The sequence below is a fragment of the Bradyrhizobium sp. LCT2 genome (genome assembly GCF_009931255.1).
GTDB lineage: Bacteria > Pseudomonadota > Alphaproteobacteria > Rhizobiales > Xanthobacteraceae > Bradyrhizobium > Bradyrhizobium diazoefficiens.
This window is the reverse complement of the sequence record NZ_CP034432.1, coordinates 1,834,841-1,861,202: the sequence shown is the minus strand read 5'-3', so window position 1 is coordinate 1,861,202 and position 26,362 is coordinate 1,834,841. Positions and strand designations below refer to the sequence as shown.

General features: G+C 65.3%; 24 protein-coding genes and 1 pseudogene. 10 read left to right on the top strand and 15 right to left on the bottom strand.

What is annotated here, in order from left to right:
• Positions 1–33: 33 nt before the first annotated feature.
• The 4 genes from EI171_RS09420 to EI171_RS09405 all read right to left on the bottom strand — a co-directional run bounded on the left by EI171_RS09420 (position 34) and on the right by EI171_RS09405 (position 2,284).
• Positions 34–564, bottom strand: a complete 531-nt coding sequence (locus tag EI171_RS09420) for a hypothetical protein (RefSeq protein WP_011084143.1) — start codon at positions 562–564, stop codon at positions 34–36.
• A gap of 128 nt (positions 565–692) precedes the next feature.
• Positions 693–1,295: a YqaA family protein gene (locus tag EI171_RS09415; protein ID WP_161533195.1), complete on the bottom strand. Its 603-nt coding sequence runs from the start codon at positions 1,293–1,295 to the stop codon at positions 693–695.
• Between the two features lie 45 nt (positions 1,296–1,340).
• Positions 1,341–1,745 (bottom strand): phosphoribosyl-ATP diphosphatase, encoded by a 405-nt coding sequence (gene hisE, locus EI171_RS09410; protein WP_011084141.1) that lies wholly within the window; start codon positions 1,743–1,745, stop codon positions 1,341–1,343.
• A 158-nt stretch (positions 1,746–1,903) separates the two neighbouring features.
• Positions 1,904–2,284 (bottom strand): hypothetical protein, encoded by a 381-nt coding sequence (locus EI171_RS09405; protein ID WP_161533194.1) that lies wholly within the window; start codon positions 2,282–2,284, stop codon positions 1,904–1,906.
• A gap of 229 nt (positions 2,285–2,513) precedes the next feature.
• On the opposite strand from EI171_RS09405, the gene EI171_RS09400 reads away from it, so the two are divergent.
• The 6 genes and pseudogenes from EI171_RS09400 to EI171_RS09375 all read left to right on the top strand — a co-directional run bounded on the left by EI171_RS09400 (position 2,514) and on the right by EI171_RS09375 (position 10,155).
• A complete protein-coding gene (locus tag EI171_RS09400) occupies positions 2,514–3,563 on the top strand; it encodes an ABC transporter substrate-binding protein (protein WP_161533193.1) in 1,050 nt (349 codons plus the stop codon).
• An 85-nt stretch (positions 3,564–3,648) separates the two neighbouring features.
• Positions 3,649–5,456: pseudogene (locus EI171_RS09395) on the top strand (glucan ABC transporter ATP-binding protein/ permease).
• 190 nt (positions 5,457–5,646) lie between these two features.
• The gene (locus tag EI171_RS09390; protein ID WP_161533192.1) at positions 5,647–7,113 is read left to right on the top strand and encodes a D-alanyl-D-alanine carboxypeptidase family protein; all 1,467 of its coding nucleotides are present in this window, start codon (positions 5,647–5,649) and stop codon (positions 7,111–7,113) included.
• Positions 7,114–7,306: 193 nt separating this feature from the next.
• On the top strand, positions 7,307–8,992 hold the full coding sequence (locus tag EI171_RS09385) for a long-chain fatty acid--CoA ligase (protein WP_161533191.1): 1,686 nt from the start codon (positions 7,307–7,309) through the stop codon (positions 8,990–8,992).
• A gap of 15 nt (positions 8,993–9,007) precedes the next feature.
• Entirely contained in the window at positions 9,008–9,562 is a 555-nt protein-coding gene (locus EI171_RS09380; RefSeq protein ID WP_161533190.1) for a DUF924 family protein, read from the top strand.
• A gap of 107 nt (positions 9,563–9,669) precedes the next feature.
• Positions 9,670–10,155, top strand: a complete 486-nt coding sequence (locus EI171_RS09375; protein WP_011084135.1) for a peroxiredoxin — start codon at positions 9,670–9,672, stop codon at positions 10,153–10,155.
• A gap of 119 nt (positions 10,156–10,274) precedes the next feature.
• Here EI171_RS09375 and rnhA read toward each other — a convergent pair whose 3' ends face one another.
• From rnhA to ispH, 3 genes are read right to left on the bottom strand one after another with little or no spacing between them, the layout of a single operon-like run.
• Entirely contained in the window at positions 10,275–10,739 is a 465-nt protein-coding gene (gene rnhA / locus EI171_RS09370) for a ribonuclease HI (RefSeq protein ID WP_011084134.1), read from the bottom strand.
• Positions 10,736–11,719, bottom strand: coding sequence for a homoserine kinase (locus tag EI171_RS09365; RefSeq protein WP_011084133.1), 984 nt, complete (start codon positions 11,717–11,719; stop codon positions 10,736–10,738). The genes rnhA and EI171_RS09365 overlap by 4 nt, the downstream gene beginning before the upstream one ends.
• A 6-nt stretch (positions 11,720–11,725) precedes the next feature.
• A complete protein-coding gene (gene ispH, locus EI171_RS09360) occupies positions 11,726–12,694 on the bottom strand; it encodes a 4-hydroxy-3-methylbut-2-enyl diphosphate reductase (protein WP_011084132.1) in 969 nt (322 codons plus the stop codon).
• 255 nt (positions 12,695–12,949) lie between these two features.
• Between ispH and EI171_RS09355 the strand changes: the two genes are divergently transcribed.
• Together EI171_RS09355 and EI171_RS09350 are read left to right on the top strand one after the other, a co-directional pair.
• Entirely contained in the window at positions 12,950–13,642 is a 693-nt protein-coding gene (locus tag EI171_RS09355; protein WP_028173595.1) for a DUF1013 domain-containing protein, read from the top strand.
• 221 nt (positions 13,643–13,863) lie between these two features.
• The gene (locus EI171_RS09350) at positions 13,864–14,049 is read left to right on the top strand and encodes a hypothetical protein (RefSeq protein ID WP_027546983.1); all 186 of its coding nucleotides are present in this window, start codon (positions 13,864–13,866) and stop codon (positions 14,047–14,049) included.
• 69 nt (positions 14,050–14,118) lie between these two features.
• Here EI171_RS09350 and EI171_RS09345 read toward each other — a convergent pair whose 3' ends face one another.
• The 5 genes from EI171_RS09345 to EI171_RS09325 form a co-directional block, all read right to left on the bottom strand.
• Positions 14,119–14,865, bottom strand: coding sequence for an OmpW family protein (locus EI171_RS09345; RefSeq protein WP_028173596.1), 747 nt, complete (start codon positions 14,863–14,865; stop codon positions 14,119–14,121).
• A 192-nt stretch (positions 14,866–15,057) separates the two neighbouring features.
• A complete protein-coding gene (locus EI171_RS09340) occupies positions 15,058–15,327 on the bottom strand; it encodes a hypothetical protein (RefSeq protein ID WP_161533188.1) in 270 nt (89 codons plus the stop codon).
• A 176-nt stretch (positions 15,328–15,503) separates the two neighbouring features.
• The gene (locus EI171_RS09335; protein ID WP_011084127.1) at positions 15,504–17,414 is read right to left on the bottom strand and encodes a propionyl-CoA synthetase; all 1,911 of its coding nucleotides are present in this window, start codon (positions 17,412–17,414) and stop codon (positions 15,504–15,506) included.
• A gap of 303 nt (positions 17,415–17,717) precedes the next feature.
• Positions 17,718–19,094, bottom strand: a complete 1,377-nt coding sequence (locus EI171_RS09330; protein ID WP_161533187.1) for a tetratricopeptide repeat protein — start codon at positions 19,092–19,094, stop codon at positions 17,718–17,720.
• Between the two features lie 241 nt (positions 19,095–19,335).
• Positions 19,336–20,100: a tetratricopeptide repeat protein gene (locus EI171_RS09325; protein ID WP_161533185.1), complete on the bottom strand. Its 765-nt coding sequence runs from the start codon at positions 20,098–20,100 to the stop codon at positions 19,336–19,338.
• A gap of 70 nt (positions 20,101–20,170) precedes the next feature.
• Here EI171_RS09325 and EI171_RS09320 point away from each other — a divergent pair, with 70 nt between their 5' ends.
• Both EI171_RS09320 and EI171_RS09315 read left to right on the top strand, forming a co-directional pair.
• Positions 20,171–21,748, top strand: a complete 1,578-nt coding sequence (locus EI171_RS09320) for a sodium:proton antiporter (RefSeq protein WP_011084124.1) — start codon at positions 20,171–20,173, stop codon at positions 21,746–21,748.
• A gap of 139 nt (positions 21,749–21,887) precedes the next feature.
• Entirely contained in the window at positions 21,888–22,658 is a 771-nt protein-coding gene (locus EI171_RS09315) for a hypothetical protein (protein ID WP_060909281.1), read from the top strand.
• Between the two features lie 160 nt (positions 22,659–22,818).
• On the opposite strand, the gene EI171_RS09310 is transcribed toward EI171_RS09315, so the two are convergent.
• From EI171_RS09310 to EI171_RS09300, 3 genes are read right to left on the bottom strand one after another with little or no spacing between them, the layout of a single operon-like run.
• Positions 22,819–23,625 (bottom strand): SDR family NAD(P)-dependent oxidoreductase, encoded by an 807-nt coding sequence (locus tag EI171_RS09310; RefSeq protein WP_028173603.1) that lies wholly within the window; start codon positions 23,623–23,625, stop codon positions 22,819–22,821.
• A 57-nt stretch (positions 23,626–23,682) separates the two neighbouring features.
• On the bottom strand, positions 23,683–24,096 hold the full coding sequence (locus EI171_RS09305) for a DUF1850 domain-containing protein (RefSeq protein ID WP_011084121.1): 414 nt from the start codon (positions 24,094–24,096) through the stop codon (positions 23,683–23,685).
• Positions 24,057–26,165: a TRAP transporter permease gene (locus EI171_RS09300; protein WP_161533184.1), complete on the bottom strand. Its 2,109-nt coding sequence runs from the start codon at positions 26,163–26,165 to the stop codon at positions 24,057–24,059. The genes EI171_RS09305 and EI171_RS09300 overlap by 40 nt, the downstream gene beginning before the upstream one ends.
• Positions 26,166–26,362 lie beyond the last annotated feature (197 nt).

The window sequence follows — 26,362 nt, the reverse complement described above, 5'->3', positions numbered from 1 at the left end:
CGCTCCTGGTTGCTCGCGCGCGGCGTCGTCACGTCAGTTCTGGCACAGCGCGCTGGTCACGAAAGTATCGGTGCGGCAGTCGTCCGGTTTGCGTTGCCTGCCCGGGATGAGAACCTTGGCCGAGCATTTCTCGGCGGAGTCGGCGTTGAGGCTCTTGCCTTGCTTGTAGCCCTTGCCCTGGCAGAGCTGGTCGGCGGCCTGCTTGCAATCCGGCGCGCCGTTCGACGAGACCGGACAGGCCACGCGCCCCGAGACCATGGTCGAGGGCGTGGCCAGCCGCGACAGGTCATTCATGGTCTCGCTCGGACTTTTGATCGGCGGCAGGATCGAGGGCAGCTTGTCGAACAGCTTGCCCATTTCGTTGATCAGCCCGGGATTTTCCCCGCCCGCCGGCGGGGCAGGCGTCGATGGTGGCGGAGCAGCCTGCGGCCCCTGCTCCTGCAAGCCGAGCGCCGGCGGCGCGGATTGCGGCCATCCAGTCCCGCCCGCACCCAGCAGGAGCAGCAGCACTGCTGACGTCAGCGTCCCAAGCCGCACGGCCGGATTGCCGGATCGAACCATCATGACGGCAACCGTAGCCGAAGCCGGCGCAGCGGCAAAGCGCTGCGGATGCGTTATCCGTCGAGCATGATCTATCCGCAAAACCGCTTCACGCTTTGCGCTGACGCGGCCCTTCGGGTCCGGATCATTCTCTAGATCAGCTTGACCGCCACCACGAAGCCGAGCACCAGCACGGCGGCACCGAGCGCAACCCACAGACCGAGATGCTTCTCGATCCGAACCCGGATCCAGTCGCCATAGCGGTTGAGCAGGATCGCGGCGATGAAGAAGCGTCCGCCGCGCGCGACGATCGAGCACAGGACGAACAGGCCGATATTGTAGCCGGCAAAGCCCGAGGTGATGGTGACGAGCTTGTAGGGGATCGGCGTCAACCCCTTGAGCAGGATGATCACCGCACCCCACTCCGCATAGGAGGCGCGGAAGGCATCGACCTTGTCGCCGAGGCCATAGACCTGGATCAGCCAGTGGCCGACCGAGTCGAACAGCAGCGCACCGATGGCGTAGCCCAGCAGGCCGCCGAGCACCGAGGTCGCGGTGCAGACCGCCGCGTAGACCCAGGCGCGCTGCGGGCGCGCCAGCGACATCGGGATCAGCATCACATCCGGCGGAACCGGAAAGAAGGAGCTTTCGGCGAAAGCCACGGCTCCCATGATCCAGAGCGCGTAGGGCTTGTGGGCGGCGTCGATGCACCAGTCGTAGATACGTTTCAGCATGGCGCCGCGATGAAGCACCATGGGACGGATTTGTCCATGCCGAGATTGAGGCGAATTATGACGGTTCTAGTGGCGCTTGCGCGCCGTACGGCCCTCGAGCGCGACAATTGGCCGCCTCGCGGCGACGCGCGGTGACGCAACTTTGGGCAGCTTCATCGCCGACTTCGGCAGCTTCTCGGCGATGCCGAGCATGTCTTCCCGCCGCGTCATCTCGCGCCAGACGTCCTCGGGGCGCACGCCGGCCGAGGCCCAGAGCACGGTGAGGTTGTAGAGCAGGTCGGCGCTTTCCCGGACCACGGCATCGGTGTCGCCATTGACGGCATCGATGACGACCTCAATGGCCTCTTCGGCCAGTTTCTTCGCCATTTTGGAGGGGCCACGCTGAAACAGCCGGGCGGTGCGCGATGTTGCCGGATCAAGGTCTCTGGCCGCGAGCACAGCCAGATATAGCCGCTCAAGCGAATCACTCATGGTACTCAAAACTACTCTAAACCAATGGCGAACGCGTTAACGCCCGGCAATTAAAGCAAAAAACAGGCCGGCGCGGCAAGTGCGACGGCCTGTTTTGGTCAACCCTTGGTAGCCAAGGTCTGGTCGCCAGGGCTGGTCTTCAAGGCTCGTCGTCAAGGCTAGTAGCAGTTGGTGTAATAGCCTTGGCCGCAGAGCTCGGAGGGGGCGGTGCCGCCGTAGCGCTGATACTGGTAGTTCGGGCCCGGACCGTAATAGGGGCCGTCGCCGTAATAGGCAGGGCCGCTGTAATAGGCCGGACCGCCATAACCGCCATAATAGGGCCCGTTGTCATAGGCATAGGCATTGCGGGTCGCGGCGATGGCAAGGCCGGTGCCGACGATGCCGGCAAAGGCTGCGGCAGCCGCTGCGCCACCACCACCACCACGCCAGTGACGGCCGCCGGCGTATGAGGCGGTCGGAGCGACCGCAGTCAGCGCCAGCACCGCAGCGGTGGCGAGAACGGCCTTGCGGCCGGCCAGTCTCGAAAATCGGTCGAACATGTCCTGGACCCTCCTTGGGACCTCGAATGGTGCCTGCGCAGACAGGCTCATGTCTTTCAAACACCCACGTCCCATGTTGGGTTCCCGAACCCCAACACAAGCTGAACGGGGTTGCGTAATCGTGACGCAACCACCGCTCATCCGCCGTTCATATTGGCGCGCGCAGGCTCGTCGCCGGCCGGCGCTGCGAGCGTCACGAAACCACAACAATGCGGGACCGGCGCAACTGATGTCAGAATTCAAGACGATCATTTCTCGTTGCCTGCTGGCGCTCTCGATCTCGCTTGCGACACTGACCGCACGCGACGTCACCGCGGCGGAGACCGCCGTGCCCTCCGTCGCGATCCACTTCACCTTCGACCGCCCGATCGATGCGAGCATGGCGCCGTTCTTCCTTGCCGCGAAGGACGGCAAATTCGGCGCCGAGCGCCTCAACGTCTCCTTCAACACCGCGCCCGGGTCCCCGGAGACGCTCGCGCGCGTCGCCAAGGGCGACAGCGAGCTCGCGCTCGTCGACATCAACGAGCTGATCCGCTTTCGCGACAAGGACGAGGCGGCGCCGCTCAAGGCGGTGTTCGTGCTGTTCAACCGCGCGCCCTACGCGATCGTCGCGCGCAGGAGCCGCGGCATCCACCTGTTGCCCGATCTCGACGGCAAGACCGTCGGCGTCGCCGACAGCGATCTGTCGATGCGGCTGTGGCCGGCACTGGCGCAGCAGAACGGCATCAACGTGTCGCGCATCAAATTCCACAAGATGAGCGCGGCGGTGCGCGAGCCGATCCTGTCCGCGGGGCAAGTCGATGCCGTCGCCGGCTTCAGCTATCTCTCGGCGGTGAACCTGCGCGACCGCGGCGTGCCCGGCGACGATCTCGTGGTGCTGCGCTATGCCGACTATGGCTGCGAAGCCTATGGCTTTGCCGTGGTGGCCAACCCCGCTTTCGCCGCGGCGAAGCCGGACGCGCTGAGGGGATTTGTCCGCGCCTTGATCGCCGGTATCAACGCGACCGTCAAAGAGCCCGCCCGTGCGGCGGACGAGGCCGCGAGCCGTATCGACGACGGCGACCGCGACCTCGAACTGGAGCGCCTGCGCACCGTGCTCGTCGACAACATCCTGACCGACGAGGTCAAGCGCAACGGCCTCGGCGGCATCGACCCGGCGCGGCTGGACCGCTCGATCGACCAGATCGCCCAGGACTTCAAATTTCGCAAGCGGCCGGCCGCGGGCGACATCTTCGACGACCGGTTCCTGCCGCCGGTCGCAGGGCGGCTGATCAATTGAGCAAAACCGCTAGCTTCCGCTGTATCTCGCGAGCGATCCCTGCTTAGAATACGGGCCCCGTTATCCGCCCGAGTTACCGGTCCGCATGTCCATTTTCAGCCTTTACACCCGCGTTCTCGAGCTGCTCGGCAAGGAGGCGCGGCTGGGCTGGCTGCTGGCGTTTGCCAATCTCCTGCTCGCCGCCTCGCAATTCGCCGAGCCCGTCCTGTTCGGCCGCATCGTCGACGTGCTCTCGGGCAAGTCAGTCGCCGGTTCGAGCTCGGCATGGCCCTTCCTGGCTGCCTGGGTCGCGTTCGGGCTGTTCACCATCGCATGCAGCGCGCTCGTTGCGCTGCAAGCCGACCGGCTGTCCCACCGCCAGCGCCAGGCGGTGCTGACCGACTATTTCGAGCACATTCTGCAGCTGCCGCTGACCTTCCACTCCGGCACCCATTCGGGCCGGCTGATGAAGGTGATGCTCAACGGCACCGATGCGTTGTGGCGGCTGTGGCTCGGCTTCTTCCGCGAGCACTTTGCCGCGATCCTCTCGGTCGTGGTGCTGCTGCCGCTGTCGCTCTATCTGAACTGGCGGCTCGCGATCCTCTTGTTCGTACTCTGCATCGTCTTCACGGCGCTGACGACTTTCGTCGTGCGCCGGACCTTCGGCATGCAGATGGCGGTCGAGGAGCACTACAGCGAGCTCTCCGCGCGTGCCTCCGACGCGCTCGGCAACGTCGCGCTGGTGCAGAGCTTCGTGCGTGTCGAATCCGAGGTGCAGGGGCTGCGCTCGGTCGCCAATCAATTGCTCGAAGCCCAGATGCCGGTGTTGTCCTGGTGGGCGCTCGTCACCGTCATCACGCGCGCCTCCACCACCATCACTGTGCTCGCGATCTTCACGCTCGGCATCGCCCTGCACGACCAGGGGCTGACCTCGGTCGGTGAGATCGTGATGTTCGTGAGCTTTGCGACGCTGCTGATCCAGAAGCTCGAGCAGGTCGTGAGCTTCATCAACAACGTGTTCATGGAAGCGCCGCGCCTGCGCGAATTCTTCAACGTGCTCGATGCCGTGCCGGCGGTCCACGACCGTCCCGACGCGATCGATGCCGGACGCCTGTCCGGCCTCGTCGAGTTCAACGACGTCACCTTCTCCTATGACGGCAAGCGGCCGGCGGTCGAGGACCTCTCCTTCACCGCGCTGCCCGGCCAGACCGTCGCGCTGGTCGGCCCGACCGGCGCCGGCAAGTCCACCGCGATTGCGCTGTTGCATCGCGCCTTCGATCCGCAATCCGGCTTCATCAGGATCGACGGCATGGACGTGCGCGCGTTACACTGACCTCGCTGCGGCGAAACATCGGCGTCGTGTTCCAGGAAGCGCTCTTGTTCAACCGCTCGATCGCGGAGAATTTGCGCGTCGGCAAGCCGGATGCGACCGAAGCCGAGATGCGCAAGGCGGCCGAGCGCGCACAGGCGCTCGAATTCATCGAGCGCAGCGGCGGGTTCGAGACCAATGCCGGCGAGCGCGGCCGCATGCTCTCCGGCGGCGAACGGCAGCGGCTGTCGATCGCGCGTGCGCTGCTGAAGGACCCGCCGATCCTGATCCTGGACGAGGCGACCAGTGCGCTCGACGCCGTTACCGAGGTCAAGGTGAACGCCGCTCTCGACGAAGTGATGAGGGGCCGCACCACCTTCGTGATCGCCCACCGCCTCGCCACCATCCGCAACGCCACGCGGATCCTGGTATTCGAGAACGGGCGCGTGACCGAAAGCGGAACTTTCGATGAACTCGTGGCCAAAGGCGGCCATTTTGCCGAGCTCGCCAGGGCCCAGTTCATGGTGCAGGAACAGTCACGAGCCAACACACGGGCCAGCGTGACGGCGGCCGAGACTATCGCGACTGCAGCCAAATCCCCCTAGCAAGTCCCCGCAGGACCGCCGAAATTCGGCCTATTTCATTGCGGAATACCGCGCCGAAACCCCTATTCTCGACGCAGGAGCCGGTATAGGTTTGCGACGCCGCAAGCGGCGGCGCCGGAATTCAAAACCCGAAACTCAGATCACGAGAACCGTCCGGAACCGGCGGATCTCCAAGGACCGGAATCGGATAGTGCACGCCTTTCGCCCGCTGCTTCGCAAATCCCTGTTCAACCTGTTCGCCGCGGCCCTCGCATGCGCCGCGCTGCTCGCGCCGCGCGCGGCGAGCGCCGAAGCGCTGCTGCTGATCGAAGCCGACAGCGGCAAGGTGTTGCAGGCGGATAACGCGACCATTCCCTGGTATCCGGCATCCGTCACCAAGATCATGACCGCCTATGTCACGTTGAAGGCGGTGAAGGACGGCAGGCTCACGCTCGACACGCTGCTCACGGTGTCGCCGACAGCGGCCTCGCAGTCGCCGTCGAAAATGGGGTTCCGCCCCGGAACACAGCTCACCGTCGACAACGCGCTGAAGATGATGATGGTCAAGTCGGCGAACGACATGGCCGTGGTACTCGCCGAAGGCGTCGGCGGATCGATCGACGGCTTCTCCGTCATGATGAACGATACCGCCAAGAAGCTCGGCATGACGCAGACGAGCTACGTCAATCCGAACGGCCTGCCCGCCGATGGTCAGATCACGTCCGCGCGGGATCTCGGCATTCTCGCACGCTCGTTCCTGCGCGACCTGCCGGAATACGAATACTTCGTGCACATTCCGGCGATCCGTTTCGGCAAGCGTGTCACCGGGAATTTCAACAAGCTGATCGGCCGCTATCCCGGCGCCGACGGTTTCAAGACCGGCTTCATCTGCGCTTCCGGTTACAATCTCGTCGCCTCGGCCACACGTAACGGCCGCCGGCTGATCGCCGTTGTGCTCGGCGCCAATTCCGGAACGGCGCGCGCGGTGAAGGCGGCGCAGCTCCTGGAGCGCGGCTTCAGCCAGGACAATCTGTCGTGGCTGCGTCCCTCGCTCGGCACCGTCGAAAACCTCGTGCCGGTCGACGCCTCGCCGCCGAACCTGCGCGACGACATGTGCGGCGGCCATCGCAAGCGGCCGGCGAGCGACGACGACGATGCCCTGATCGCGGCCAATGGCGGCACGACCGGATCGGCCTCCGCCACCGGCGGCGAAGCCCAGGTGACCTTCTTCACCGCCGGGCTTCAGCCGCCCCTGATGAAGGCCTCCGAGCTGATGGCCTCGGCGCCGGCGGCAGCCGAGCCCGTGCTGGTCTATACCGGCCCGACCCGCACCGGCACTGCCCTGATCGCCGCGGTCGCAGCCGATGCCGACCAGCAGGCCACGCCGAAGGCGCGTGGCAAGAAGTCGCGTGTCGCCAAGAAACCCGACGCAGCCGACAAGGCGGCTGATAAGCCGAAGGACACCAAGACGGCGGCAGCGAAGCCAGGCGCCAAGGGTGATGTGAAGGGTGACGCAAAGGCTGACACCAAGACCGCAGCCAAACCCGCCGGGACCAAGCATGCCGCGGCGAAGCCCGATGCGGCGGCGAAACCCGCCGCAAATAGCGATCAGGCGGCAAAACCCGCCAAGCCCAAGGCCGCGACCAAGCCTCCCGCCAAGCCGGCCAACAACAGTTAACGCCCCTGCGAATTAAACCGAAGCCGGCGCTTCGCACCTGCGGCAGCGCGGTTTTGCGACGATTCCAGTAGCCACTCTCCGACCTTTGCCCTAAGCCTCGACGGCTTGCCACCCGTTCCGGCAGGCTCGATACTGGCGGTAATGAGGCAAGCCCGAGATACAACGGGCTCTGATGTAGGAGAGGGGAGTTTCCATGGAGCGCATCTGGCTTAAGCAATATCCGCCCGGCGTGCCCGCCGATATCGAGCCGACGCAATACGCATCGCTGGTCGACCTTCTGGAGGAGAGCTTCGCCAAGTTCGCCGACCGCAAGGCGTTCATCTGCATGGACAAGTCGATCAGCTACCGCGACCTCGACCAGATGTCGGTTGCGCTGGCTGCCTATCTGCAAGGCCGCGGACTCCAGCGCGGCGCTCGCGTCGCCATCATGATGCCAAACGTGCTGCAATACCCGATCGCCACCGCCGCGGTGCTGCGGGCCGGCTTTGCGGTGGTCAACGTCAATCCGCTCTACACGCCGCGCGAGCTCGAGCATCAGCTCAAGGATTCCGGCGCCGAAGCCATCATCGTGCTGGAGAACTTTGCCCACACCGTCGAGCAGGTGATCACTAAGACATCGGTAAAGCACGTCATCGTCGCCAGCATGGGCGACCTGCTCGGCTTCAAGGGCGTGATCGTCAACCTCGTCGTCCGCCGCGTCAAGAAAATGGTACCGGCCTGGTCGCTGCCGGGCGCGGTGTCCTTTAACGACGCGCTGTCGGCCGGCCGCGGCTTGACATTCAACAAGCCGAAACTGTCGCCGGGCGACGTCGCCTTCCTGCAATATACCGGCGGCACCACCGGCGTCTCCAAGGGCGCGACCCTGCTCCACCGCAACATCGTCGCCAACGTCTTGCAGAACGATGCCTGGCTCCAGCCGGCGCTCGCCGCGCCTCCGCATGTCGACCAGTTGATGATCGTCTGCGCGCTGCCGCTCTATCACATCTTCGCGCTGACGGCCTGCTACCTGCTCGCGGTGCGCGCCGGCGGCTGCAATCTCCTGATCCCCAACCCGCGCGACATCGTGGGCTTCGTCAAGGAGCTGGCGAAGTACCAGGTCAACAGCTTCCCGGCCGTCAACACGCTGTACAACGGCCTGATGCACCATCCGGACTTCAAGAAGCTCGACTTCTCCAAGCTGAAGATCTCCAACGGCGGCGGCATGGCCGTGCAGCGCCCCGTCGCCGAGCAGTGGAAGGCGGTGACCGGCTGCTTCATCGCCGAAGGCTATGGCCTGTCGGAAACCTCGCCGACGCTGACCTGCAATCCGGCAACTACGAACGATTTCTCCGGCTCGATCGGCATCCCCGTGCCCTCGACCAATATTTCCATCCGCGACGACGACGGCAATGAAGTGCCGCTCGGCCAGGCGGGCGAGATCTGCGCCAAGGGCCCGCAGGTGATGTCGGGTTACTGGAACAGGCCGGAAGAGACCGCCAAGGTGATGACCGCGGACGGCTATTTCCGCACCGGCGACATCGGCGTGATGGACGAGAAGGGCTACACCAAGATCGTGGACCGCAAGAAGGACATGATCCTGGTCTCCGGCTTCAACGTCTACCCGAACGAGATCGAGGAAGTGATCGCGAGCCATCCGGGCGTGCTCGAATGCGCCGTGATCGGCATCCCCGATTCCAAATCGGGCGAAGCGGTGAAGGCCTTCGTGGTGAAGAAGGACCAAAACCTCACCGCCGAAGCCGTGATCAAGTTCTGTCACGAGCAGCTCACCGGCTACAAGGTGCCCAAGCACATCGAATTCCGCACCGACCTGCCGAAGACCAACGTCGGCAAGATCCTGCGCCGGCAGCTCCGCGACGAGAAGAAGGCGGAGGCGGCGTAAGGCTGCCTTTGAGTCATGACTGAGGTCGGCGACATCAAGCCGGCCGGCATTCTCGCCTTCTGGCGCGAGGCCGGCCGCGAGCGCTGGTACAAGCGCAGCGAGGCTTTCGACGCGGAGGTCAGGCGCCGCTTTCTCGCCCTCTGGCAGCAGGCGGCCGCCGGCGAGCTCGCGTCATGGGAGGCAAGCGACGACGGCGCACTCGCGCTCGTCATCGTGCTCGATCAGTTCCCCCGCAACATGTTTCGCGGCGATCCCAGGACGTTCTCCAGCGACGAGCTGGCGCGCGAAATTGCCCGCCGCGCCATCGATCGGGGCGCGGATCGCCGGATCGATCCTGCCCTGCTCGAATTCCTCTACATGCCCTTCATGCATTCCGAGCACCTGCCCGACCAGCTGCACTGCATTGCGCTGTTTCAGGACGCCGACAATGCCGAGAACCTGAAATACGCGCGGGAGCACGCCGACATTATCCGCCGGTTCGGCCGCTTCCCCCATCGCAACCGCGTCCTCGGACGCCCGACCACCGAGGAAGAACAGGCCTTCCTCGACAATGGCGGCTTTTCCGGCTGATGACATCAAGGTGAAGGGCCGCAACCTTCGCCGCTTTCCCTGCCGGCAATATTGTGCAGGCCCGCCGCACAGTCTAAAAAGCGGGATCGATTTCAGGGAGACTGACGATGGCGATCCAGACTGGCGACAAGCTGCCCGAGGCGAAATTCCGCGTGATGACGGCGGAAGGCCCGCAGGTGAAGACCACCGACGATATCTTCAAGGGCAAGAAGGTGGCGCTGTTCGCGGTGCCCGGCGCCTACACCGGCACCTGCCACAAAATGCATCTGCCGAGCATCTTCCTCAACGCCTACGCCATCAAGGACAAGGGCGTCGACACCATCGCCATCATCTCCGTCAACGACGCCTTCGTCATGAACGCCTGGAAGCGCGACACCGACCAGCGCGACGAGGCCGTCTTCCTCGCCGACGGCAATGCCGACTTCACCAAGGCGATCGGCATGGAGCTCGACGCCTCCGCCAACGGCCTCGGCATCCGCTCCAAGCGCTATTCGATGCTGGTCGAGGACGGCGTGGTGAAGAAGCTGAACCTCGAGGCGATGCCCGGCAAGGTCGAGGTGTCAGGCGGCGATACGCTGCTCGGGCAGCTCTGAGATAGATGTCATTCCGGGGCGCCTCGCAGAGGCGAACCCGGAATCACGAGATTCTCGGGTGCGCAATTGCGCACCTGAGTTCGGTGCTTTGCACCGCCCCGGAATGACGGAACAAACTGCTACTCCGCCACCCTCTGCTGCAACCTCGCCTTCACGATCCCGTCCCGCGCCAGCTGATCCGCGCGCTCGTTCTCGGGGTGGCCGGCGTGACCCTTGACCCAGTGCCAGCGGACCTGATGCGCCTTCAGCGCGGCGTCGAGGCGCTGCCAAAGCTCGACATTCTTGACCGGCTTCTTGTCGGCGGTGCGCCAGCCGTTGCGCTTCCAGCCGTGGATCCAGCCCGTGATCCCCTGCCGGACATACTGGCTGTCGGTGTAGAGATCGACGGTGCACGGCTTCTTCAGCGCTTCGAGCGCCGAGATCGCCGCCATCAGCTCCATCTGGTTGTTGGTGGTGTGACGCTCGCCGCCGTTCAGCTCCTTCTCCTTGTCGCCGAACTTCAGGATCGCGCCCCAGCCGCCGGGCCCGGGATTTCCCGAGCACGCGCCGTCGGTATAGATCGTGACGACGGGAAGCTCGCTCACGCGACCAGTCCTGACGGCATCAGCCCGTAGTCGCGCACGCTCGAGACGCTCTGGTGGAAGCGCAGCTTGCGGACATATTCCAGCGGATCCTTCGGCCTCACCAGCGCACCGGGCGGCACGTTGAGCCAGTCGACCAGCCGCGTCAGCAGGAAACGGATCGCGGCGCCGCGCGCCAGCAGCGGCAGCGCGGCCTCTTCCGCCTCCGAGAGCTTGCGCACGCGGCCATAGGCGTTGAGGAAAGCGCGCGCCTTGGTGACGTTGAAGGAGTGATCCGGCTCGAAGCACCACGCGTTGAGGCAAATCGCGACGTCATAGGCCAGCATGTCATTGCAGGCGAAGGTGAAGTCGATGATCCCCGAGAGCTTGTCGCCGAGGAAGAAGACGTTGTCGTTGAAGAGGTCGGCATGGATCACGCCCTCGGGCAGATTGGTCGGCCAGACCCCGCTCGCGAGATAGTCGAGCTCGGCTGCGAGAAACGCGCGCAGGCCCGGCTGCACCTCGTCGGCGCGGCTTGCGGCCGCATCGAACAACGGTCGCCAGCCCGCGACCGAGAGCGCGTTCGCGCGCCTGATCGCGAAATTGGCGCCGGCCAGATGCATCCTGGCCAGGCCCTCGCCGACGCCGGCGCAATGGGCCGCGTTCGGCTTGCGCGGCCAGACGCCTTCGAGAAAGGTGATGATCGCGGCGGGGCGGCCCGACAACTCGCGCAGCGCCTCGCCGTCTCTTCCCTTCACCGGCAGCGGACAATTGACGCCGTGCTCGGCGAGATGCGTCATCAGCGCGAGGAAGAACGGCAGATCGTTCTTCGCCACCCGTTTCTCGTAGAGCGTGAGGATGAACGATCCCTTGGTGGTGTGCAGCAGGAAGTTGGAGTTCTCGACACCCTCGGCGATGCCCTTGTAGGAGAGCAATTCGCCGAGATCGTATTGGCTCAGGAAATCCGCAAGCTCGTCGGCGGCGACGTCGGTGTAGACCGCCATAGAGGTCTACTCGGCGGCGGCTTCGGGGCGCACCTGGCGCGGCAGCGGGAAGAACTCGTTCTCTTCCGCGGCCGAGACCGTCTCCACATGCAGCGTGAAGCGCTCGGCGAACGCGTCCATGATCTCCTCGACGATCACTTCCGGCGCCGAGGCGCCCGCGGTGATGCCGAGGCTGGTGATGTTTTCGAACCGCTTCCAGTCGAGGTCGGCGGCGCGCTGCGCCAGCACCGCGATCGGGCAGCCCTCACGCTCGGCGACCTCGCGCAGGCGCTGCGAGTTCGACGAATTCGGCGCGCCGACCACGATCAGGGCGTCCACCACCGGCGCCACCTTCTTCACCGCGAGCTGGCGGTTGGTGGTGGCGTAGCAGATGTCTTCCTTGTGCGGCCCGTTGATGTTCGGGAAACGCTCCTTGAGCAGCGCGACGATCTCTGCGGTGTCGTCGATCGACAGTGTGGTCTGGGTCACGAAGGCGAGGTTGTTGGGGTCCTTCGGGGTGATGGTCTTGGCGTCCTCGGCGGTCTCGATCAGGGTGACGGCGCCGACGGGGAGCTGGCCGAGCGTGCCGACCACCTCGGGGTGATGGGAATGGCCGATCAGGAAGATCTCGCGGCCGCGCTTGAAGTGGATCGCCGCCTCGCGGTGGACCTTGGTCACCAGCGGGCAGGTCGCGTCCAGCGAGAACAAATTACGGGACTGGGCGTCGGCGGGAACCGATTTCGGCACGCCATGGGCCGAGAATACGACCGGCGCGGTGGTACTTTCCGGGATTTCGGCCAGCTCCTCGACGAAGATGGCACCCTTCTTCTTCAACCCATCGACGACGTATTTATTGTGCACAATCTCATGGCGAACATAGACGGGGGCGCCGTATTTATCGAGCGCCCGTTCCACGGTGTCGATCGCCCGGACCACCCCGGCGCAGAAGCCGCGGGGAGAACAAAGCACGATCTTCAGGTCTGGTTTGGCTGACATTGAGCGATCTCGGGACCGAATCACCTCGCCGAATGGGGCGGGAAGCGGTCGATGGATGAATAGGGCTTAGGGTACGGGCTTACAGCGACTTCAGAGGGAATTGGGCCCCCTTTCGGGCGCTGTCAAGGCACTATCTATAGCAGAACCATTGCGTGGCTAGCCCCTCCGGGCTTATATAGCGCGAATTCCCAGTCATCGCTGATGACCACCGGCTTCGCCTCCAAAGGGGTGGGCGAAGCACAAAGGAGATTTGCCATGAGCAACGCACCTCTGATGCCCAAGGCGACCGCCGTCTGGCTGCTCGACAACACGGCGCTGACCTTCGACCAGGTCGCCGATTTCACCAAGATGCACCCCCTCGAGGTGCGCGCGATCGCCGACGGCGACGCGGCCCAGGGCATCAAGGGCATGGATCCCCTCTCCAACGGCCAGCTCACCCGCGAGGAGATCGAGAAGGGCGAGAAGAACCCGGACTACCGCCTCCGCCTTCAGGAGAGCAAGGTCGTGCTGCCGCCGCAGCCCAAGCGCAAGGGCCCGCGCTACACCCCGGTCTCGCGCCGCCACGAGCGCCCGAGCGCCATCCTCTGGCTGCTACGCAACCATGCGGAGCTCAAGGACGCCCAGATCATGCGCCTGGTCGGCACTACCAAGAGCACGATCGCCAGCGTGCGCGACCGCACCCACTGGAACACGTCCTCGCTGACCCCGATCGATCCGGTCACCCTCGGCCTCTGCTCGCAGATCGAGCTCGATTTCGAGGTGGCCCGCGCGGCCAAGGAAAAGCCGATCGACGCGGCCTATGGCGGCGCGACCCTGCTGCCGGCCTCGGAGACCACCAAGAAGGACGAGTTCGAGCCGGCCGAGCGATCGAGCGACGACCTCAACGTGGACGCCGTGTTCGCCAAGCTGAAGACCCTCGGCGGCAAGAAGCAGGACGAGGAGGAGTAATTCCCCCTCCTCCGATTTACCATCAAGCTGGATTTGAACGCGGCGGCCCCCCGCCGCGTTTTTATTTGGGCGCGCGGGCGTGTGTCGATGCCTGCCTGGCAGATTCGCGGAGGCCAGGGCGAGAGGCTGCATGATCTCGGCAGCAAGCCGGCGAGGCGCACGTGGCCGCAATCTGGAACGATGCGTATGATGTCGCATTGTTCCCGCGCGGAGGATCAGAGATGCAAGTCAACGAAGAACGCTTTGCCTTGATGCTTGGTCACGCGGCGCTGTCGGTCTGGGGTGAGATGCCCCGGGACATTCAGGAATCGCTGTTCGAGATCGCCGTACAAGGGCACCCCGAGGATCGCGACCCGCTCGCGAAGCTCCTGCACGATCGGCATCCCCGCACCGTGCATTCGGACTGACAGGATACAGGATTGGTCGAGCAGATCGACGCGGCGCCGGGCCCCCCGCCCGGCGCCGCGAAGACGTCATCAGAACTTGTAGGTGACGCCGCCGCCGACCAGCCACGGGTCGATATGCGCGTTGCCGGTGACAGGCAGGCCGCTGACGGTCGCGCTGTAGTCCGGCCGCAGCCAGAGCTTCTTGACGTCGACGTTGAGACCCCAATGCCGGTCGAGCATGTAGTCGAAGCCGAACTGCACGGCGCCGCCCCACGCATTGCTGACGTGCAGGCTCGTGGTGGTGGCGACGATCGCGGGCGGGCCGACGATGGCGGCCGGCGCATTGGCGGCGGAATTGTTGAAGAACACGGTGTAGTTCACGCCCGCGCCGATATACGGCTTGAACGCACCGAAATTGTCGAAGTGATATTGCAGCGTCAGCGTCGGCGGCAGCAGCGTGGTCTTGCCGATCGGCAAATTCGCGAGCGAGCCGGTGCCGCTGATCGAATGCCTGGTCACACCGAGGATCAGCTCGGCCGCGATGTTCCTGGTGAAGAAATAGCTGATGTCGAGCTCGGGCACGACCTGGTCGCTGATCGAGAGGCCGGAATTCGGCGACGACAGCGACGGCACGCCCGCGACGTTGACGGTCGAGCCGCCGGCATCGGGCAACACACCGAGCACGCGCAGGCGCACCATCCAGGGATTGAACGCCTCCACGGGCGGCGGCGCCTTCTTGTAGACCGGCAGGTCCGCGGCCTGCGCCGAGGCAAAAGTCCCCGCGAGCATCGCACCGACCATCGCGATCCGCGCCAAGTGTCTTGTCGTTCTCTGCATTTCAATCCCCTTCAGCCGTCTCTCGCGCATCGTTGCGCGACACCAGCGTCAGAGCAGAAAGGGGATGGTGAAGGATTTGACGCCGATCAAATCCGGCGAAACGCGGCACGATTTGTGCCGCGGCGTTGCAGATGTGTCACGAGGAACGCGAATGCGAGCAAGTGGCCAGGCAGGATTATACCGCGCCCGATATCACGGCCGCTCGGGATGGTTCAGCATGTACTCGCCGAGATCGCGCTGGCGGCGGTCGGCGCGGGCGGTAGCGGTGCTGCGCTGGACGTCACGGTCCTTGCGGCAGGCCACATATTCCGGCGAGCCCGCCGCATAACCGCGGCTCTGGCACACCGCGTCGTCATCGTCGCCGCCCACAGCCACGGGCGTCTGGTAGCGCGCCGAGCAGGCGGAGAGCGCAATGGCGAGAGCTAAGGCTGCAAGCAGGCGCGGCGCGGTGGCGAGTGGCATACGAGGTCCCCTGTTGGCGGGCCCTGTTTAGCCCGGAATGAGGAGATTGTAAGTCGGCAACACCGTCATTCCGGGGCGGTCCGCAGGACCGAACCCGGAATCTCGAGATTCCCAGGTGCGCAATCGCGCACCATAGTTCGATGCTTCGCATCGCCCCGGAACGACGGTTCGAAACCTCACACCCGCCCCTTCAGTGCCGCCCCGATCTCGTCCAGCACCTTGGGGTCCTCGATCGTCGCGGGCATGGTCCAGGATTCGCCGTCGGCAATCTTCTTGATGGTGCCGCGCAAGATCTTGCCGGAGCGAGTCTTGGGCAGGCGGCCGACGGTGATGGCGAGCTTGAAGGCGGCGACGGGCCCGAGCTTGTCGCGCACCAGCGCAATGATTTCCTTCTCGATCTCGGCGGGTGCGCGCTGCACGCCGGCCTTGAGCACCAGGAAGCCGCAGGGCACCTCGCCCTTGATCGCGTCCTTGACGCCGAGCACGGCGCATTCGGCGACATCGGGATGCGAGGCCAGGATCTCCTCCATGCCGCCGGTGGACAGGCGATGCCCGGCGACGTTGATGATGTCGTCGGTACGGCCCATCACCCAGACATAGCCGTCCTCATCCTTGTAGCCGGCGTCCGAGGTTTTGTAATAGCCGGGGAATTCGCTGAGGTAAGCCTCCTTGAAGCGCTCGTCCTGCTTCCACAGCGTCGGCAGGCAGCCCGGCGGCATCGGCAGCTTGATGACGATCGAGCCCATGGTGTTGGGACCGACAGGCTTGGCCGCTTCATCGACCACGTCGACCTGGTAGCCCGGCATCGGCACCGTCGGCGAGCCGTGCTTCACCGGCAGCATGCCGAGGCCGACCGGATTACCGGCGATGCACCAACCGGTCTCGGTCTGCCACCAATGGTCGATCACAGGCACCTTCAGCTGCTGCTCCGCCCATTCCACCGTGGGCGGATCGGCGCGCTCGCCGGCGAGGAACAGCGTGCGGAATGTCGACAGGTCGTATTGCCGGATGAACTTTCCTTCCGGATCCTCTTTCCGAATCGCGCGGAACGCGGTCGGCGCGGTGAACAGCGCCACCGCCTTGTGCTCGGAGATGACGCGCCAGAATGCGCCGGCATCGGGCGTGCCGACCGGCTTGCCCTCATACATGATCGAGGTCGCGCCGTGCAGCAGCGGGCCGTAGACGATGTAGCTGTGGCCAACCACCCAGCCGATGTCGGAGCCGCACCACCAGACCTCGCCCGGCTTGACGCCATAGAGGTTGAACATCGACCATTTCACCGCGACCAGATGGCCGCCATTGTCGCGCACCACGCCCTTGGGAATGCCCGTGGTGCCCGAGGTGTAGAGGATGTAGAGCGGATCGGTGGCGGCGACCGGCACGCAAGGCGCCTTCTTGCCGTCGTTCATCGCCTTGCGGCGCAGGCTCGCCCAATCGTAATCGCGGCCCGGCGCCAGGTCACAGGTGAGCTGCGGACGTTGCAGCACGATGCAGGCCTTCGGCTTGCTGCCGGCAAGCCTGATCGCCTCGTCGAGCAGCGGCTTGTACTGCACGATGCGGCCGGGCTCGATGCCGCAGCTCGCCGACAGGATCAGCTTCGGCTGTGCATCGTCGATGCGGGTGGCAAGCTCCTTCGCGGCAAAGCCGCCGAACACGACCGAATGCACCGCGCCGATGCGCGCGCAGGCGAGCATCGCGACCACCGCCTCCGGCACCATCGGCATGTAAAGGATGACGCGATCGCCCTTGGCGACGCCGAAATCCTGCATGACGGCGCCGAGCGCCTGCACCTCGTTCAGCAGCTCGGCATAGGTGAGCTTGGTGATCGAGTTCGTCAGCGGCGAATCATGGATCAGCGCGACCTGGTCGGCGCGGCCGCGTTCGACATGGCGGTCGAGCGCGTTATAGCAGGTGTTGACCACGCCGCCGGTGAACCAGCGGCCGTAGGTTCCTTGCGACGCGTCGAAGATCGTCTTGGGCGGCTCGATCCAGTCGATTTCCCTGGCCGCCTCGGCCCAGAAGCCCTGGGGATCAGCCAGCGAGCGTGCATGGACCTCGTGATAGCTGCTCTTGCCCTGGATGTTCATGTCCCGCGCTCCCGTTTCCCTTATTTGCCTAGCCTTGACCTGACGACAGGACAGCCGTCCCGCCATGACCAGGATCAATCGCCGGCCTTGTTTGAGAGGTATTTTCCCGGGATCGGGCCGCGGTTCAAGCTGAAAAGGATGATGTCCTTCCCCCTCTCCCCGCTTGCGGGGAGAGGGTCGGGGTGAGGGGGAGTCTCCCCGGGGACGGTGAGAGCTGGACTCGCGGAGAGTCCCCCTCACCCGGAATTTGCTGTCGCAAATTCCGGCCTCTCCCCGCACGCGGGGAGAGGCGAAGAATCCCGCCTACCCCTCCATCGCGTTCAGCCGCTGCAACCGCTCCTGCATGACCTTCCTCAGATCATAGCCGGGCCGGCCAAAGCTTGAGTTGCGGAGGCTAAGGAAATCGCGCTGGGTACGGCGTAGGTCGCCGGCCGAGCGCTTGTTCGCGGATTTCAGCACGCGCTCGTAGGTCTCGGCGATCTGGAGGTCGAGCACGCCCAGCTCCGGATCGGCGCAGATCACCTTCTCGACCTCGCGCTTCGCGGTCGCGCAATCGAACGAGGGGCCGTTGCCGGAATTCGCCGCGAGCGGACGCCGCGGCTCATCGCCGAATTTCGCGATCTCCGCGATCATGGTGCGGCGGCCGTTGGCCGCGTTGTCGTTGCCGGGGTCGAGCTTCAGCGCGGTCTCGTAATCAGCCAGCGCCTTCCTGCGCTCGCCCATCTTCTTGTAGAGCACGGCGCGATTGTTGTAGGTCTGCGCGAAATTCGGATCGAGCTTCAGCGCGGACTCGTAGTCGCTCAGCGCCGCCCCGAACTCGCCCTTGAACTGGTAGGAATCGCCGCGGTTGGTGAAGAAGTTCGGCTTCGGTGCCAGCCGCAGTGCCTGGTCGTAGTCGGCGATCGCCTTGTCGTAATCGCCCATCGCGGCCAGCGACAGGCCGCGATTGTCGTAATATTCCGGCACCTTCGGATCGAGCCTGATGGCCTCGGCGGCGTCAGCGACGGACTTGTCGAGCTGGCCGAGCTTCTTGTAGGCCGCGCCGCGATTGGTGTAGGTGCGCGGCCGGTTCGGATCGAGCCGCAGCGCCTCGCTGAGATCGCGGATCGCCTTTTCGTTGTCGCCGCCAAGATAATAGGTCACGCCGCGGTCGGACCAGGCCTGCGCGTCACCCGGCTTCAGCTTGATCGCCAGGTCGTAATCGGCCAGCGCGCGGTCGAGCCGGCGCTGACTGGTGTAGACGACGCCGCGCAGCTCGTAGGACTCCGCATCCTGCGGATCGAGCTCGATCGCCTTGCTGAGATCAGCCGCGGCGCGATTGAGATCGCCGCCGGCCTCGCGCAGGAGATCGCCGCGCAGGCGCCAGGCCTTGGCATTCCTGCCATCGAGCGCGATGGCGCGGTCGATGTCCCGTAGGGCCTGGGTGAGACCACCCGAGGTGCGTGCATTGGCGTCGGCACGGACCAGCAGCGCCGCGGCGCGATCGGAGCTCGAATTGGCCGCCTGGTCGATGATGGCGCTGCACGACGTGATCAGCTCGGCGGGAGCAGCCTTGCTGCCGGCGATACAATCGGCGGCGGCCGAGGCCGGCGCGGCGAGGACAAGGCTCATGGCGGCGCTGAGCAGGAGGGCGCACAGCGAGGTTTTGGATGTTTGCGCGGAAGAGCGCGTGCCGCACATGAGGAAGGCTCCGTGACGTCAGGTTTTCACCATTGTCGCGGTGGATTGGCGATGGGTTCAAGCGCGCCCAGCAAGCGACGCACCGGCACCTGCACTCCCTCGCCCCGCTTGCGGGGAGAGGGTGGGGTGAGGGGGAGCCTCAGCAGGGACGGCAGCAGTGAGACTCGCGGAGAGTCCCCCTCACCCGGAATTTGCTCCGCAAATTCCGGCCTCTCCCCGCACGCGGGGAGAGGCGAAGAACTCAATACCCGTCCACCCCGTTGATCTGTTGCAGCCTGTCCTGCATTGCCTTCTTCAGATCATACCCCGGTCGGCCAAACCCGCTATTCCTGCGCGCGATGAAATCGTCCTGTTCGCGCTGGATCTTGCGCGCCTCCGCCGGGCTCTGGGCTTCGCGGATGACGCGCAAATGCGATCCGTAGATCTCGCGGTCGAGATCGGCGAGCTCGCGATTTCCGCAGATCGCCTTCTCCACGGCGCGGGCCGCGCGAGCGCAATTGAAGCTGGGCTTGCCCGCGACCGCCATCTGCGCCCCGATCCGCTCGAGCTCGCGCGCCATCGCCTTGTGATTGGCCTTGGCCTTCTCGTGGTTCGGATCGAGCTTCAACGCGGCGCCGAAATCCTGCACCGCCTTGGGCTTGTCGCCTTTCTTCAACCAGAGCTCGCCCCGCGCATTGAAGACATCCGCGAGGGTGGGATCGAGCAAGAGAGCACGGCTGTCGTCGGCGATCGCGCGGTCGACCTGATCGTGCCGCGCGTAAAGCGCGCCGCGCGCGACGAGCGCCTTGATCAGGTCCCCCTTCGCCGTCTTCTCATTGTCGATCACGTCAGCGCAGGCGGAATTGGCCTTGTCCATGTCGTCGCCAGCGGCGGCCGCAAGGCACGGCGCGATGTCGACCTGCGTGACGGCGGCCGGCTCGCCACCGGTCGCGGCCAGGGTCACGCCGAGCGGGAGCGCGCAGAGCAGTACGGCACCGGACCATTGAATGAGATTTTGAAAACGCATGCTTGCTGCAGTCAGGAGGTCTTGCCTTGAGGCCGTACTATCCATCATACGGCCGGATTGGTGCTAGCTTGTGGCGCCGCTCAAATCGGTTTCGGGGATTATCGTGTCGACATTCGAATGGATCATCGCGCTGCTGCTCGGCGCCGTTGCCTTATCGGCGCTGGCGCGGCGGATCAAGGTCCCCTACCCGACCTTTCTCGCCATCGGCGGCGCCCTGATCGCTTTCGTTCCGAATAGTCCCACCTGGACGCTGGAGCCGGACCTGGCATTGGCGCTTTTTGTCGCACCGGTGCTGCTGGATGCGGCCTTCGACACCTCGCTGCGGGACCTGCGCAACAACTGGGTTCCAGTCTCGACCCTCGTGGTGGCTGCGGTCGGCCTGACCACGGTCGGCGTTGCCTACGTCGCGCACCGGCTGATGCCTGACATGCCCTGGGCCGCCGCGATCGCGCTCGGCGCCATCGTGGCGCCACCGGATGCCGCGGCGGCGGTCGCGATCCTGAGCCAGGTCAAGCTGCCCCACCGCATGGTGAAGGTGCTGGAGGGTGAGAGCCTGCTCAACGACGCGACCTCGCTGCTGATCTATCGGATCGCCGTCGGCGCGGTCGTCATGCAGCATCTGAAATGGAGCGAGGTCGCGCCGACGATCGCGCTGGCGCTTGTCGGCAGCGTCCTCGCAGGTCTCCTGGCGGGGCGCATCATACCGCTGTTCCTCCAACGCGTGAAGGAAGCGCCGAGCGCGATCATCCTGCAATTCGCCACCACCTTCATGGTCTGGATCGCCGCCGAGCATCTCGGCCTCTCCGGCATCCTCACCATCGTCGTCTACGCCATCACCATGGCGCGCACGGCGGGGGCGCACATGCCGGCGCGGCTGCGGGTGCCGTCCTATGCGGTGTGGGAGACGATGGTGTTCGTGCTCAACGTGCTCGCCTTCATGCTGATCGGCATGCAGATGCGGCCGATCTGGACGCGATTGGACGCGGACGTGCGCTGGGAATATTGCGTGGCGGCAGCCTGGATCCTGCTCACGGTGGTCCTGGTGCGGCTGCTCTGGGTGACGTTCTACCGCACGACATTGCGCGCGCTGATTGCCCACGGACTTTATCATCCCAAGGATCCGAAACAGGTGGCCTCGCCGAAGGGCGGCCTCATCATCTCCTGGTGCGGCATGCGCGGCCTCGTCACGCTCGCGACCGCCTTCGCCCTGCCGGAGAACTTTCCCTATCGCGACTTCATCGTCTTCATCGCCTTTGCCGTCGTGCTGGGATCGCTCGTCATCCAGGGCCTGACGCTGCGGCCGCTGATCCTGGCCTTCGGGCTCAAGGACGACGATCCCGTCGGCATCGAGGTCGCGCGCGGACGCGCGGTCGCCTATCGCGCGGCGCTCGATGCGATCGAGAGCGACCCGTCGGAGGAGGCGGAAATCCTGCGGCTCGAATATCGCGCCATCCTGATGCAGGCGGACGACGATCCGAACGGCGGCATTGCCAGTGGCGAATTACCGGCCGATCCGCTGCGCCGCCGCGCCATCGAGGCTGCGCGCAAATCGATCTTCGACCTGCGCGCCACCGAGGTGATCGGCGACGACGCCTTTCACCGCCTCGAGGAGGAGCTCGATCGCGCAGAATTGAGCGCGGGGGGATAAGCCTCAAGAGCAGCACACTCCGCTGTCGTCCCGGACGAGCGAAGCTCCAGACAACGCGCAGCGTTGACTGGAGCGGAGCGCCGATCCGGGACGACAGCGGGGCATTGAACCAAACGCCGTCTCTTCAGACACACTCCAGATGACGACCCTGATCGACGACCGTCGTGTTCGCGCGCGTGATGCGTCGCCTGCACGATATTTTTACCTCCACATGGCCCTGGCCTGCGCGGCGACCGCTTTTCTCGGCTTCGCGCCGACCTATTGGGTGCCGCTCGCCCACCGGACGTTCTCCGCAAGCCCCGTGATTCACTTTCACGGCCTCCTGTTCTTCACCTGGTCTCTCTATTTTGTGATCCAGACCTGGCTGGCGGCTTCAGGCCGCGTGGTCAATCACCGCGCGATCGGCATCGTCGGCGTTTCGCTCGCGACCGCGATGACGATCTTCGGCTTCCTCGCCTCCGTGCACGTGATGCAGCACTCCGCCGCGCTCGGGCAGAAAGAAGCCGGCATCGCCTTCTCGATCGTGCCGATGAGCGGCATCGCGTTCTTCGCGGTGGTGTTTGTGCTCGGCATCGCGAACACCCGCAGGCCCGAGATCCACAAGCGCCTGATGCTGCTCGCCGCGGTCTCGATCCTCGACGCCGCGATCGCACGCTGGTTTCTGACCTTCCTCGCCCCTCCCGGACCGCCCGGCCCGCCGCCGGTGCCGGTGACCATCGCGCCGGCCGTGGTCGCCTCGCTGTTGCTCGTCGTCGCCATGGTGCGCGACTGGCGCACCGAGCGCCGCGTGCATCCGGTCTACATCACCGGCACGCTCGCGATGCTGGCGGTGAAGGTGCTGAACTGGCCGATCAGCGAAAGCGCGGCATGGCATGCGTTCGCCGGCGGGATTCTGGCGCTGGCGCAGTAGTTCTCCGATGTCGTCCTGGCGCAAGCCAGGACCCATTACCCCGAATGCCGATTGTTGAAGAAGGCTGGAGCTACCAGCCTTCGCCAAACCTGTCCCTGTGGTAATGGGTCCTGGATCAGCGCTCGCTTGTCCAGAACGACGGCGGAGTGTGAGGCAGCGCTTACGCCCCCGCCTTGCACGTGATCCCGCCGTCCACGACCAGCTCGATCCCCGTCACATATTTCGACTCGTCCGACGCCAGGAACAGCGCGGCATTCGCGACGTCAAAGGCATCGCCCATGTGACCCATCGGCACCTGGGCATCGCGCGCGCGCCACATCGCCTCGACGTCGCCCTTGGCGTAGCTGGCGGCAAGGCCGGCGGAATGCTCGACCATCGGGGTCTTCATCAGGCCGGGCAGGATCGCATTCACGCGCACATGATGCCGCGCGAACTCGATCGCGGTGGTGCGCGTCATCTGGTTCATCGCCGCCTTCGAGGTGCCATAGGTGACGTAGGAGATGCCCATGTGGCGGATCGAGGCGATCGAAGAGATGTTGATGATTGAGCCGCCGCCCTGCTTCACCATCACGGGGATGACGTGCTTCATGGCGAAATAGGCGCTCTTGAGGTTGACGCTGAAGACGCGGTCCCAGCTCTCCTCGGTTACCTCGACCACGCTGCCCATCTCGGCGATGCCGACATTGTTGTCGAGCACGTCGATGCGGCCGTAGGCCTTCAGGCACGCCGCGACCATCGCCTCGATCTCGGCTGACCGCGAGACGTCGGCGGTAAACGCGGTCGCCTTGCCGCCTTCGTCATTGATGATCTTCGCGGTCTCCTCCGCAGCAGTGCCGTTGCGGTCGACGCAGAACACCTGCGCACCCTCGCGCGCGAAGGTCACCGCGGTCGCCTTGCCGTTGCCCCAGCCCGGCCCGATCGAGCCCGCGCCCACCACCATCGCAACCTTGCCCTTGAGCCGATCCATCGCGTGTCTCCCTTGTTGTTGTTCTTGTAGCCCGGACGGAGCGAAGTGCAATCCGGGCTACGGATCGTTGCAGACCTTCATCGTCGTGACGTTAGCACCAATGGGATGCCCGACAATCTCCGACAATGTCCGGCACGCGCCGTCATGGCAGAGCCGCCATTCCCCGGCGGCGCCGGAATTGCCGAGCACGACCTCCTGCATCGGCGCACGCTGCGGCTGCCATTGAAACCAGCCATCGACGAGCCGCGCTTCGGGCGGCGGCTCCATGCCGGCACCGCTGCCCTTGACCCGTGCCTGCACCAGTTCGAGACCCGCCGGCGTCACGCGCCAGTCCTCCTGCCAGTCGACCTTTTCGATCGAATGCGTCCACACCAGCGTGAAGGCGGACAGCGCCAGCGCCTTCACGCCTGATGCTGTGGCGAAGCAGAGGCTCACACCGCCTCGACCACTGCCGGTGGGCGCTGCCGCCACTGCCACAGCGCGAGCGCGGCGGAGAGCACGAAGCCCGCGGTGTCGCTGAACGGGAAGTCGCCGAGCAGGCAGAACGCGGCACCGAGCGCGACCAGGCGTTCGACGAACGTCAGCCGCGTGAACAGAAAGCCGATCGCGACCATGCCGAACAGGCCGATCGCGACCAGCGCCTTGAAGGTCGCTAGCGCGACCGCGCCGTAGAAGCCGAGCTTGGCCGCCATGGGATCGCCGGCCTGGAGCATCAGCGCCGGCGAATAGACGAAGACGAAGGGGATGACATAGCCGGCGAGCGCGATGCGCATCGCCTCCCAGCCGATCTTGTCCGGATTTTCCTTCGCGATCGGCGCGGCCGCGAGCGCGGCGAGCGCGACCGGCGGCGAGAGGTCGGCCATGATGCCGTAGTAGAACGCGAACATGTGGCTCGCGATCAGGGGCACGCCGAGTTTCGCCAGCGCGGGCGCCGCGAGCGCGGCGGTGATGATGTAGGTCGGGATGGTCGGAATGCCGGTGCCGAGCAGGATCGACAGCAGCATGGTCATGATCAGCGCCAGGAACAGGCTCTTCTCGCCGAGACCGATCACCCAGCCGCCGAAGATGGTGCCGACGCCGGTCTGCGACATCATGCCGATGATGACGCCGACGATGGCGCACGCCATGCCGACGGTGATGGCGGACTTGGCGCTCTCGGCCAGCGCGTCGCGGCACTCGCGCAGGGCCTTGAACCCGCCGCGGATGAAGGCGGTGATCACGATCAGCCCGGCGACGACGCTCGCGACCGGCACGATCTGAAGCCCGTCGCGCGACAATGCGGCGACGACGAGCGCGAGCCCGACCCAGAAGATGGTGCGGATCACCATCGAGGATGCGCCGGCCGTGATGCTGGCGCCCAGGATCAGCGCCACCGTGAGCGCGAGGCCCATGCTACCGGCATAGAGCGGCGTAAAGCCTTCGAACAGCATATAGACCAGCGCGGCGAGCGGCAGCACGAGGTACCAGCGCGTCACCAGCGCCTTCCAGGCGCTCGGGATCTCCGAGCGCTTCATGCCGACGAGACCGTGCTTGCCGGCTTCCAGATGCACCATCCAGAACGCGGATGCGAAATAGAGGATCGCGGGGATCGCCGCCGCCTTCACGATCTCCGAGTACTGGACGCCGAGCGTCTCCGCCATGATGAAGGCGACCGCGCCCATCACCGGCGGCATGATCTGCCCGCCCATCGACGCCGTGGCCTCGACACCGGCTGCAAAGGCGCGGCGATAGCCGAACTTGATCATCAAGGGAATTGTGAACTGGCCGACGGTGACGACGTTGGCGACGCCCGAGCCCGAGATCGTGCCCATCATGCCCGAGGCGAACACCGCGACCTTGGCAGGTCCGCCGCGGGTGCGGCCGAACAGGCCGAGCGAGACGTCGGTGAAGAGCTGGATCATGCCGGCGCGCTCGAGGAACGAGCCGAACAGGATGAACAGGAAGATGTAGGTCGCCGACACGTAGATCGGCACGCCGTAAAAGCCTTCGGTGCCGAACGACAGATGCGTGACGATCTGGTCGAAATCATAGCCGCGATGGTTGAGCGGCGATGGCAGATACTGGCCGAAGAACCAGTAGAGCAGGCACGCGCCGCACATCAGCGGCAGCGCCGCGCCCATCAGGCGCCGCGTGCCCTCGAAGATCAGCACCGCAAGCAGCGTGCCGACGGCGAGATCGAGCTTGGTCGGATCGCCGTCGCGCGCGATCAAATCGGCGTAGAAAATCCACTGGTAGAGGCCGCAGAAGAAGCCGGCGCCGCCGATCACCCAGCCGAGCGCGCGGCCGACATCGCTCCTTGCAGTGAAGTTCGCGATCAGGCCGAAGGTGAGGAGAACGAGGAAGCCGACATGGACGCCGCGCACCACCTGGCTCGGCAGATAGTTGAAGGCGGCGACATAGAGCTGGAAGGTCGCGAAGGCGATGCCGATCCAATAGGCGAGCCGGCCCCACCAGCCCGGGCCGAACCCTTCGGGGAAGCCATGCTCGAAATTGTCGAATTCGACCTTGATGGGCGCCTCAGAGCCCTCTGCCTGCAACATCGATGTTTCCCCGCGCCCTGATTAGGTGCGTTCTTACAGCATTCGCGCTGCGCCCTGAATACGTCATACCCGGGCAGAAGCGCGAAGCGTCTTCGCGCAGATGACCCGGGCATCCACGCTCACTCCGTCATTCCGGGGCGATGCGACGCATCGAACCCGGAATCTCGAGATTCCGGGTTCGGCTCTTGCGAGCCGCC